Consider the following 11901-nt stretch of genomic DNA (forward strand, 5'->3'; position numbering starts at 1 on the left):
GTCAGAACGCCTGGCCGATGCCGGCATAGATGCCGAAATGCGGATCGCCCGGATCGCGGTTGAGCGGCACGGCGGCGTCGATGCGCAGCGGCCCGAACGGCGTGATGTAGCGCAGGCCGACGCCGGCGCCGACCTTAACATTCGAGAAATCGGGGAAGGATTTGGTCGAGACCGTGCCGGCATCGACGAAGGGAACGATGCCGATCGTGTCGGTGACGCCGATGCGCATCTCGACCGAGGTTTCGAAGAAGGAGAGGCCGCCGATCGGCTGGCCGTTGATGTCCTTCGGGCCGATGCCCTGGTAGGAATAGCCGCGCACCGAGCCGCCGCCGCCCGAATAGAAGCGCCGGTCGGCCGGTACGTTCTGCAGGCCGGTGCCGACGATCGAGCCCAGCGTCGCGCGTTCGGCGAGCACGAACCGGCTTGCCGTGTCGAGCGACTGGTAGGTGTAGCCCTCGCCCTTCAGCTTCAGGAAGGCCGCGCCGCTCAATATGTCGTAGCTCGGCTCGGCATAGGCGAGGAAGCGGAACCCCCTGGTCGGGTTCAGCTTGCTGTCGCGGTTGTCATAGACATATTGCAGCGGCACGCTGGCGATCAGATAGGTATGCTTGCCGAAGGCGTCGGTGATCCGCGAATAGTCGAGGTCGAACTCGGCCGAGACCCGCTGCTGCTTATCGAGGTCGTAGGAAACGCCCACGTCGCCCTTGACCGAGAAATGGTCGTAGGCATCGGGGTGTTCGAACACGGTCTTGACGCCGGTGAAGAATTTCGATGTCGGCCCGAGCACGCCCGGCTTCTCGAACATGACGCCGGCATTGTAGTTGAGCGCGGAAAGGCTGTTGCTGCCGATGCCGCTGATGGAACCGTCGATGCGCAGCTTCTCGGCCTGGCCGAACAGGTTGCGGTGGCCCCAATAGCCTTCGAGCCCCAGGCCTTCCGTGTTCGAGAAGGTGCCGCCGACGCCGAAGAAACGCGGCTTGCGCTCGCTGACCTGGACACCGATCGGGATATTGCCGTTGGCGTCGAGCTTGTCGCCTTCCTTGATGGTGACGCTGTTGAAGACCTCGAGCCCGAGCAGCCGGTCGCGGGCATCGTCGATCTCCTGCGGCGAATATTGCTGGCCCCGCTTCAGCCCGGTCATGTATTCGGTGAAATCGCGATCGACCTTTTCCGTGCCCTCGACCGTCGTGTCGCCATAGCCGGCGATCGGGCCGGCGGCCACCGTCAGCGTCACGTCGAGCGTCGAGCTGGCATGCTCGGCGACGATCTCGCGGTCGGTTACCTTGGCAAGCGGCCTGCCCTCTTCCTTCAGCGCCCGCACGACCAGCGCTTCGGCCTTGAGCACCGCGCCGGAGCCGGCATCGCCACCGGCGATCAGGCCGAAATCGGCTGCCGCCAATCCCGCCGCATCGCCCTTCAGCCGGATGTTGCCAAGTGTGAATTTCGCCCCGGGAGCAACCGTGATGACCACCGGAATGGGCTGCGGCCCCTTGAATTCGGCATCCGGCGGCAACTCGTCGATCGACTTGCCGTCGATCTTGATGGTGACCACGCCCTCATAGCGGGCATCGGCGTAGAGGGCGGCGACGAGTTGTTCGCGGTCGCCGCGCGCCTTGGCCATCAGGCCGAGCGACCCGGACACCGGATGGTCCTCGTCGTTTTTCAGCGCCGAGGCGTTTTCGAGCTTCTTGACCAGATCCTTGTCCGCGTCAGGCGCGTTGATTGTCACCGAATAGCGCAGCGGGTCGACGATGTCGGCATCCTCGTCCTTGGACGAGCCCCAAAGCTTGATGCCGAAAATCTCGAAAGCCGCCGCCTGCCGAACCTCTCCAGCCAGCACGGTCGCGCAGACGAGCGCCAAAAGCAGGGCGCGCGGAAGCCCGCGCCCTGGCGCGAACCCTCCTGACATCTGCGTTTCATGCGCCGGCATTAAGACAACCTAGTCGACAAAACTAAAATTGGAATGAAGTTCCGCAACGTTCGTAAAGGGGCCACAATCCAATTGTCTGAAATAGACCGGGCTTGGAATTCACACCTTTTGCATTTTCGCAAGAAAGTGTGATCCGTCTCACAGAGGTTCTGTCGAAATACCGGCCTTTGGCCGGCATGGAAACCGTTCGCGGGTGATAAACCTGCGGCGCTCCGGCGTTGACAAGCCTGCATGAAGCTTGATCATGCCCGGACGCTGGCGATGTCTGGAGGGTGGTATGGCAATGCGCGCGGCTCGTGGTCTCTCTTTCCTTCTTCTCATCTTTTTCGCCCTGGGCGGGGCGGCATTTGCGGCCGAAGCCCGGCGAATCGTGACGACCGACAATTCCGACTATTTCGGTTTCGACCTGCGGTCGGAGCAGAATGTCAGCCTCGACCAATGCAAGACCACATGCCTCGGCGACCCCGCCTGCCGCGCCTTCACCTACAACACCAAGGCCAAATGGTGTTTTCTCAAATCCGACTATAACCAGTTGAAATCCTTCACCGGCGCCGTCGCCGGCAAGGTCGCCAATGTCGATGGCGACCCCGATATCGGCGCCCCGCCGGCACTGGCCTTTTTTCCCAACTGGATGGCCGACCAGGCCCAGCAGTTCCGCAACAAGCTGACCGACCCGGCCTATGACAAGCCGACCGAAGGGCTTTCCGCCCTGCAGGCCGCCGCCGAGCAGGCGGCACATACCGGCGACCACCGCCTCGCCATGCAGAAATACCAGTCCGCGGTCTCGGTCCTGCCCGATGACGGCGCGCTGTGGCTGGCGCTGACGCGCGAGATACTTGCCGTGGAACCGGCGTCGAACACCACCGAACCCGCGACTTTCCCGATGAACGCCACTTCGGCGGCCTTCAACGCCTACAAGCTGGTGCGCACTGCAAAGACCCGCGCCGAGGCCCTGGCGCTGCTTGGCGCCGGGCTCGACAAGCGCGATCTCTACCGACCCTCGCTGCAGGCTTATGAGGCGAGCCTTGCGCTGGTGAACTCGCCGGCCGTCCAGGCCGACTATGCCGACCTCAAGGCGCGCAAGGGCTTCCGCGTCATCGAGCACACCGTCGATGCCGATTCCTCCTCGCCCCGCATCTGCGCGCAGTTTTCCGAGGAACTGGTCAAGACTGGCGTCGACTATGCGCAGTTCGTGACCGTCGACAACGCCGCGCCCAAGGCCGTCGAAGCCAAGGACAAGCAGATCTGCGTCGAGGGTCTGGAGCACGGCCAGCATTATGACGTGACCTTCCGCGCCGGCCTGCCGGCGGCGATCGGCGAGACGATCGCCGCGCCCGTCGTGCTGTCGATCTACGTCCAGGACCGCGCTCCGTCCGCCCGCTTCACCGGCGACAGCTTCGTGCTGCCGGCCGGCGCCCGCCGCGGCATTCCGGTCGTCACCGTCAACATGAACGCCGCCAAGATGACGCTCTACCGCATCGGCGATCGTTCGCTGGCCCAGCTTCTGTCGGGCTATCAGTTCCTGCATCAGCTCGATGGCTACGACATCTCCACCATTTCGGACCAGATGGGCGCGCCGGTCTGGTCGGGCACGCTCGATATCGCCAATGATCTCAATAAGGAGGTTACCACTTCGTTTCCGGTGGATGAGGCGATCCCGCAGCGCAAGCCCGGCGTCTACGTGCTGACCGCGCAAGCTGTCGACGACAAGAGCGACGATTACGGCTCGCGCGCCACCCAGTGGTTCGTCGTCTCCGATATCGGCCTTTCCACCTATACCGGCCAGGACGGCCTCAACGTCTTTGCCCGTTCGCTGGGCTCGGCCAAGCCGATTTCCGGCACCGAACTGACGCTGCTTGCCAAGAACAACGAGATTCTTGGCACCGCGACCACCGACGCCGAGGGCCACGCCGTCTTCAACGCCGGCCTGACCCGCGGCGAAAACGGCATGGTGCCGGCCGTGCTGATGGCCAAGCAGGGCGACAACGACTTCGTCTTCCTCGACATGGGCAAGGCCGGCTTCGACCTGTCCGATCGCGGCGTCGAGGGACGCGCCTCGCCGGGCGCGCTCGACGTCTATGCCTGGACCGAGCGCGGCATCTACCGCGCCGGCGAGGACGTTCACGTCGCGGCGCTTGCCCGCGACGGCGCGGCAAAAGCGGTCGAGAACCTGCCGCTCACCTTCATCTTCACCCGTCCCGACGGCGTCGAGAACCGCCGCATCATCAGCAATGGCGAGTCCGCCGGCGGCCACGCCGTCGACCTGCCGCTCGAGGCCAACGCCATGCGCGGCACCTGGACTGTGTCGATCTACACCGATCCCAAGCAGGCGCCGGTGGCCAGCCAGATGTTCCTGGTGGAAGACTTCGTGCCGGATCGCATCGAATTCGACCTGACCGCCGACAAGAAGGAGATCGCCCAGGGCGAGACCGCCAACGCCACCGTCGACGGCCGCTTCCTCTATGGCGCGCCGGCCGCGGGCCTTGCGCTGGAAGGCGAGATGACGCTGTCGACCACCAGCAGCTGGGACAGCTTCAAGGATTTCACATTCGGCCTGGCCGACGAGCAGTCGAGCGAGCCGACCGTGACGCCTCTCGCCAACCTTCCCGTCGTCGGCGACGACGGCAAGGCCACCTTCCCGATCACGATCGACCAGTTGCCGTCGACCACCAAGCTGGTCAACGCCAAGGTCACCGTGCGCATGCGCGAGGCCGGCGGCCGCGCCGTCGAACGCTCGCTCGACATCGGCGTGCGCCCGCAGCGCGACGTCATCGGCATTCGTCCGGATTTCGAGGGCGATGAGGTGCCGCAGGGCGGAACCGCCAAGTTCAGCATCATCGCCGTCGACCCGACCGGCAAGCGCGAGGACCTGAAAGGCGCCCAATGGTCGCTGGTCAAGGTCGAGCGCAATTATCAATGGTACCGTTCCAACAATTCCTGGAACTACGAGGCGGTGAACCTCACCAAGGCCGTCGCCAATGGCGCCATCGACCTGAAAGCCGATGGCGAGGCGACCGTAGCGCTGCCCGTCGACTGGGGCCGCTACCGGCTCGAAGTCGAGACAGCCGATCCGGACGGTCCGGCGACCAGCTATGAATTCGACGCCGGCTGGTATGTCGCCTCCACCACCACCGAGACGCCCGACGGCCTGGAGATCGCGCTGGACAAGGACAGTTACGCCGCCGGCGAAGTCGCCAAGCTGAAGGTCTCGCCGCATTTTGCCGGCGAACTTCTGGTCACCATCGGCGCCGAGAAGCTGTTGAAGACCGTCACCGCCTCGGTGCCGGCCGGCGGCAGCACCGTCGACATCCCCGTCGGCGACGACTGGGGCGCTGGCGCCTATGTCACGGCGACCTTGTTCCGGCCCGGCGACGCGCAGGAATCGCGCATGCCGGCCCGCGCCATCGGCATCCAATGGCTGTCGGTCGATCCCGGCTCGAAGAAGCTGGCGGTCAGCCTGACGCCGCCGGAAAAGACCGTGCCGCGCCAGCAGCTGTCGATCCCGGTCGCTGTCAACGGCGCCCAGGCTGGCAGCAACGCCTATGTGATGGTGGCGGCCGTCGATGTCGGCATCCTCAACCTCACCAACTACAAGGCGCCCGATCCAGAGAACTGGTTCTTCGGCCAGCGCATGCTGGGGCTGGAGATCCGCGACCTCTACGGGCGACTGATCGACGGCTCGCTCGGCACCATGGGCAAGATACGCACCGGCGGTGACGGCGCCAACATGCAGGCGCAAGGCAGCCCGCCGACCGAAAAGCTGGTCGCCTTCTTCTCCGGCCCCGTCGAGCTCGACGCCAACGGCAAGGCGCGCGTCGATTTCGACATCCCGCAGTTCAACGGCACCGTGCGCGTCATGGCCGTCGCCTGGACCAAGGATGCGGTCGGCCATGCCCAGACCGACGTCATCGTGCGCGATCCGGTGGTGATCACCGCCGGCCTGCCGCGCTTCCTGGCGCCGGGCGATGCGGCGACCATGCGCCTCGACATCGCCGACACCGATGGCCCGGCCGGGGACTATGCGCTCTCGGTCACCACGACCGGCGACCTGTCGACCGGAGACAAGCCCCTGCCCGAGAAGCTGACGCTCGCCCAAGGCAAGCGCCAGTCGCTCAGCTTCCCGCTGGTCGCCAAGACCGCGGGCGACGCCTCCGTCACCGTCAAGCTCGCCCATGCCGACGGCACAGAAGTCGAGCAGACGCTCTATCTGCCGGTGCGCCCGGCGCAGCTTCCGGTCACCAACCGCATGGTTGTCGACCTGAAGCCCAATGGCGGCTCGTTGCGCGTCGACAAGGAACTGCTTGCCGCAAGCGTGCTCGACGGCGCCTCGGTCAGCGTCGGCGTCTCGCAGTCGTCCGCGCTCGACGTGCCGTCGCTCCTGATGTCGCTCGACCGCTATCCCTATGGCTGCGCCGAGCAGACCACCAGCCGCGCCATGCCGCTGCTCTATGTCAACGACATGGCCAAGAGCATCGGCATTGAGAGCGACCCCGACCTGCATGGCCGCATCCAGGACGCCATCTACAAGGTGCTCTCCTATCAGTCGTCAAGCGGCAGCTTCGGCCTCTGGGGGCCGGGCTCCGGCGACCTGTGGCTCGACGCCTATGTCACCGAGTTCCTGACCCGGGCGCGCGAGCAGAAATACGATGTGCCGGCGCTTGCCATGAACCAGGCGCTGAACAACCTGCAGAACTCGCTCGGCTACGACCAGAGCGTCCAGGATCGCGGCAGCGAGATCGCCTATGCGCTCTATGTGCTTGCCCGCAACAAGAAGGCCTCGATCGGCGATCTGCGCTATTACGCCGACACGCAGCTCGAAGCCTTCTCCAGCCCGATGGCGGTCGCCCAACTGGCGGCAAGCCTGGCGCTCTACGGCGACACGCAGCGTTCAGAAGCCACCTTCCAGACGGCGCTCAGGCTGGCGCAGTCGGAAACTGACTACGACTGGTATCGCTCGGACTATGGCTCGCGGTTGCGTGACGGCGCGGCGATGCTGGCGCTGGCGGCGGAATCGAAGCCGGTGCCGAGCATCATGCCGCAGCTGATCAGGCTGGTGGGCGTGGCACGCGCCGACGCCCGCTGGACGAGCACGCAGGACGAATCCTGGATGCTGCTTGCCGCGCGGGCGCTGAAGGAAGGCAATGATTCCATCACGCTTTCCGTCAACGGCGCGCCGCACTCGGGCGGCTACTCCGACCAGGTCGCCGGCAGCGCGCTCGTCGACAGCCCGCTCACCATCGCCAACACCGGCGCGACGCCGCTGCAGGCAGTGGTGACGGCGGTCGCCGCGCCGGTCGATCCGCTGCCGGCCGGCGGCGATGGCTTCACCATCGATCGCACCTATTACAAGCTCGACGGCACCGAGGCCAACGTCACCGAAGCCAGGCAGAACGAGCGCTACGTGGTGGTGCTCAAGATCTATGAGCAGAACAAATGGCCGTCGCGGCTCTTGATCACTGACCTGTTGCCGGCCGGCTTCGAGATCGACAATCCGAGCCTGGTTTCCAGCGCGCAATTGTCGAACTTCTCCTGGCTGGCGCAGACCGACGCTGCGCATCTGGAGTTCCGCGACGACCGCTTCGTCGCCGCCTTCAATCCCAATGAAGGCGACGGCGACCGCAACATCACCTTGGCCTATGTCGTTCGCGCCGTGACGCCGGGCACCTACGCCCATCCGGCGGCGACGGTGGAGGATATGTACCGGCCGCAATACTCGGCCCGCACCGCCACCGGCGTGATGGAGGTCAAGGCGCAGTAGCGATGAAGACGTCGCGTGTATCTCCCTTCTCCCTGTCGCCAGATGGGGAGAAGGTACCGGTTCACCCTCCGAAGCTGCAGCGCAGCTGCTGCGAAGGACGGGCAGGCGGATGAGGGGCAGCACCATGCTCTCCAGAAAAATTCTCAAACGCACCGCCGTCGCAGGCGCCTGCCTCGCCAGCTTCGCTGCGCTTTCGATCGCCGCGCTCTGGGAACTCGACCGAGCCTTCCCGCCGCCCCTGCCGGCAAAGCAGACGGTCTCGACGGAGGTCCAGGACCGCGACGGCCAGCTGCTGCGCGCCTTCGCCACGCCGGACGGCTATTGGCGGCTCGAAACCCGGCTCGACCAGGTCGACAAGCAGTTCGTCGACATGCTGGCGGCTTATGAGGACAAGCGCTTCTGGGATCACCGGGGCGTCGACGTCCTGGCGCTTTGCCGCGCCGCCGGCCAGCTCGTCACCAGCGGCCATATCGTGTCCGGCGGCTCGACCTTGTCGATGCAGCTTGCCCGTTTGATCGAGCCGCGCGACAGCCGCAGCCTCGGCTCCAAGCTCAAGCAGATGCTGCGCGCCATCCAGATCGAGCGGCGGCTAACCAAGCAGGAGATCCTCGAACGCTATCTGACTCTGGCGCCCTATGGCGGCAATCTCGAAGGTGTGCGCGCCGCATCGCTCGCTTATTTCGGCAAGGAGCCGAAGCGGCTGACCGTTTCTGAATCGGCCCTCCTCGTGGCGCTGCCGCAATTGCCGGAAAAGCGCCGGCCCGACCGCAATCTCGGCATCGCCCATGCGGCGCGCGACCGCGTGCTCACCCGCATGGTCTCGGCCGGCCTGCTCGGCGAACGCGAAGCCGCGCGGGCCGCGCTCGACGATGTTTCCGGCCTGCGCCGCAAGTTGCCTGCGCTGGCCGCGCACGCCTCTTATGCGATGCTGCCCAAGGCTGAGCCCGGCAAGCCGCTGCAGCTCACGATCCGCAAGAGCGTGCAGCAAGGGCTGGAACAGGTGGCAAGGGATGCCGCCAGGAAGCTCGGGCCAAAACTTTCCGTCGCCATGGTCATGGCCGATGCGCGCACTGGCGACATTCTCGGCGAGGTCGGCTCCGCCAATTTCTTCGACGCCAGCCGCTCCGGCTGGATCGACATGACCAAGGTAGTGCGCTCACCCGGCTCGACGCTGAAGCCCTTCATCTATGGGCTGGCCTTCGAACAGGGGCTGGTGGCGCAGGAAACCATCATCGAAGACAGCCCGGCCGATTTCGGCGGCTACCGGCCGAAGAATTTCGACATGGGCTACCAGGGCGATGTCTCGATCCGCCAGGCGCTGCAATTGTCGCTCAACGTGCCGGCGATCCGCGTGCTCGACGCCGTCGGTCCGGCACGGCTGACGGCGCGCTTCCGCCAGGCAGGCGTCAACCCGATCCTGCCGGTCAACGAGGCGCCGGGCCTGGCGATCGGGCTTGGCGGCGTCGGCGTGACCTTGCGCGACCTGGTGCAGCTCTATACGGGCCTCGCCAATGGCGGCAAGATGCACACGCTGCATGACGGCACCGAACCGGCCAATGCCGAACGCACCACCGCCACCATCCTCGACGACCAGGCGGCCTGGCAGATCAACGACATCCTGTCCGGCGTGAAGCCGCCGGAAGGCGCCATGCAACGCGGCATCGCCTACAAGACCGGCACCTCCTACGGCTATCGCGATGCCTGGTCCGTCGGTTTCGACGGCCGCTATGTCCTGGGTGTGTGGGTCGGCCGCGCCGATGCGAGCCCCATCCCCGGCTTGTCGGGCTATGTCTCGGCGGCGCCCATCCTGTTCGAAGGCTTCGTCCGTTCCGGCCTTGCCGGCGTGCCGCTGCCCGGCCGGCCGCCGGGCGTCTTCAATCCCAAGCGCGAGGAATTGCCGGTGACGCTCGCCCGCTTCGGCGCAGGCGCCGACGGGCTGGTGCAGGCCACCGCCACCGAGCCGGCACCGACCATCGTCTTTCCGCCCAATGGCGCGCGCGTCGACCTCGGCACAAATTCCGCCGACGCCACGCCGCTGGTGCTGAAGCTGCAAGGCGGCCGCGCGCCGTTCCGCTGGCTGGCCAACGGCAAGCCCCTCGCCGGCATCGACCGCCGCCGCACCGCGACCTGGCAACCCGACGGCACCGGCTATTCGACGCTGACGGTGATCGACGCAGCCGGACGCGCGGCCAGCGTGAAGGTGTTCGTTGAGTAGAACGCGCCAAGCGATTCAGAAGATTGCGCTTCTTAATCATATGTCGGGAGCATTCCTCGCGACGCTAACCGCGTTGATCGCAATCTCCTCCCCAACCCTTGCCGATCCCCTCCCCGCCGGCTTCGTCCGGCTGGCCGATATCGATCCGACCATCCGCCAGGATATCCGCTACGCCGGCGACGAAAACTTCCTGCATCGCAAGGTCGACGGCTATGACGCGCCGGTCTGCATTCTGACCGCGCCGGCGGCGGAGGCGCTCTCCGGCGTGCAGAAGGCAATGGCCGCCAAGGGCCTGACGCTGGTCGTCTTCGACTGCTACCGCCCGGCGCGCGCCGTCGCCGATATGGTCAGGTGGACCGGAGAAGGCGGACCGTCGGATCGGCAATGGTATCCGACGGTCGAACGCGGCGATCTCATCGCCAAGGGCTATATCGGCGAGTTGTCCAGCCATTCGCGCGGCTCGACGGTCGATCTCGCCATCGCCGATCCCGGCAAGCAAAGCACCATCCATCCCGCCTGCGGCGCGCCGGACGGCGGGACGCTCGACTTCGGCGCCGGTTTCGACTGTTTCGATCCTATGAGCGAGACAGCGCACCGCCCTCTTCCCGCCGAAGCGGCGGCGAACCGCAAGATGCTGCTGGCCGCCATGCGTGCCGCCGGTTTCCGCAACTATGCGCGCGAATGGTGGCACTTTACCCTGGCCAAAGAGCCGTTCCCCAAACAGCGCTTCGATTTTCCAATCACCGCCAATTAAGGCGCGCCCAGGCTTGCCCTGATCTCGACGTTGCTAATCAGCTCGGCTGATGAGGAGCCGCGGGTCAGGACTGAGGAAGATATTTCCTCAGCCAGTCCAATCACGGCGAAAAATTGCTTCGAGGAGGTGAAAAAGGCAACATTCAATGCATCTAAATTCTATAAACTCGCTAGAGTTCGCAGCAGTTCAACGGAGGCGGGAATGACCAAACCTCATTTCAGGAAACTGCTCGGCGCGCTGGTCGCCACATCTGTCCAGTTCGGCACGCTCGGTTTCGCGTTTGCCGATACGACCATTTTGAACGTGTCCTACGATCCGACACGTGAGCTTTATAAGGCCTATGACGAGGCCTTCGCCGCGCACTGGAAGGCCGAGACCGGCGAGACGGTCACCATCCAGCAGTCGCATGGCGGATCTGGCGCCCAGGCCCGTGCGGTTATCGATGGCCTCAATGCCGACGTGGTGACCCTGGCGCTCGAAGGCGACATCAACGCCATCGTCTCGAAGTCGAAGAAGATCAATCCCGACTGGCGCAAGAAATTCGAAAACAATTCAGCGCCTTACACCTCAACCATCATCTTCCTGGTGCGCAAGGGCAATCCCAAGGGTATCCACGACTGGGGCGATCTGGTGAAGGATGGCGTGCAGGTGATCACGCCGAACCCGAAGACCTCGGGCGGCGCGCGCTGGAACTATCTGGCGGCCTGGGCCTACGCCAATGCGCATGACGGCAATGACGAGGCCAAGACGAAGGAATTCGTCGGCAAGCTCTACGCCAATGCCCCGGTGCTCGACAGCGGCGCGCGCGGCTCGACCGTCACCTTTGCCCAGAAGGGCCTGGGCGACGTGCTGATCGGCTGGGAGAACGACGCCTATCTGGCGCTCGACGAATTCGGCGCCGACAATTTCGACATCGTCTACCCGCCGACCTCGATCCTGGCCGAGCCGCCGGTCGCCGTCGTCGACGCCAATGTCGACGCCAAGGGCACGCGCAAGGTGGCCGAAGCCTATCTTTCCTATCTCTATTCGAAGGAAGGCCAGACGATCATCGCCAAGAACCATTATCGCCCGGCCAAGCCCGAACTGGTTCCTGCCGAGGACCTCGCCAAGCTGCCTGCGATCAAGCTGGTCAGCATCGACGACCCGGAATTCGGCGGCTGGAAGAAGGCACAACCTTATCATTTCGGCGACGGTGGTATATTCGACCAGATCTATAAGCCGGCCCAGTAGGATTTAGATCAGGA

At 65.1% G+C, this 11901-nt stretch carries 5 protein-coding genes; 4 read left to right on the plus strand and 1 reads right to left on the minus strand.

Going from position 1 to position 11901, the window contains the following annotated elements:
- Position 1: 1 nt before the first annotated feature.
- Positions 2-1930, minus strand: a complete 1929-nt coding sequence (locus RFM41_RS27820; RefSeq protein WP_320252518.1) for an autotransporter assembly complex protein TamA — start codon at positions 1928-1930, stop codon at positions 2-4.
- A 277-nt stretch (positions 1931-2207) separates the two neighbouring features.
- Here RFM41_RS27820 and RFM41_RS27825 point away from each other — a divergent pair, with 277 nt between their 5' ends.
- The 4 genes from RFM41_RS27825 to RFM41_RS27840 all read left to right on the plus strand — a co-directional run bounded on the left by RFM41_RS27825 (position 2208) and on the right by RFM41_RS27840 (position 11887).
- Complete coding sequence (locus RFM41_RS27825; RefSeq protein WP_320252517.1) at positions 2208-7688, plus strand: alpha-2-macroglobulin family protein; 5481 nt, start codon at positions 2208-2210, stop codon at positions 7686-7688.
- Between the two features lie 124 nt (positions 7689-7812).
- Complete coding sequence (gene pbpC / locus RFM41_RS27830; RefSeq protein ID WP_320319316.1) at positions 7813-9903, plus strand: penicillin-binding protein 1C; 2091 nt, start codon at positions 7813-7815, stop codon at positions 9901-9903.
- Positions 9904-9976: 73 nt separating this feature from the next.
- Positions 9977-10657, plus strand: a complete 681-nt coding sequence (locus RFM41_RS27835) for a M15 family metallopeptidase (RefSeq protein WP_320252515.1) — start codon at positions 9977-9979, stop codon at positions 10655-10657.
- A 201-nt stretch (positions 10658-10858) separates the two neighbouring features.
- On the plus strand, positions 10859-11887 hold the full coding sequence (locus RFM41_RS27840; protein ID WP_320252514.1) for a sulfate ABC transporter substrate-binding protein: 1029 nt from the start codon (positions 10859-10861) through the stop codon (positions 11885-11887).
- The last annotated feature ends 14 nt before the right edge of the window (positions 11888-11901 follow it).

Source organism: Mesorhizobium vachelliae, assembly GCF_033977325.1.
Lineage (GTDB): Bacteria > Pseudomonadota > Alphaproteobacteria > Rhizobiales > Rhizobiaceae > Mesorhizobium > Mesorhizobium vachelliae.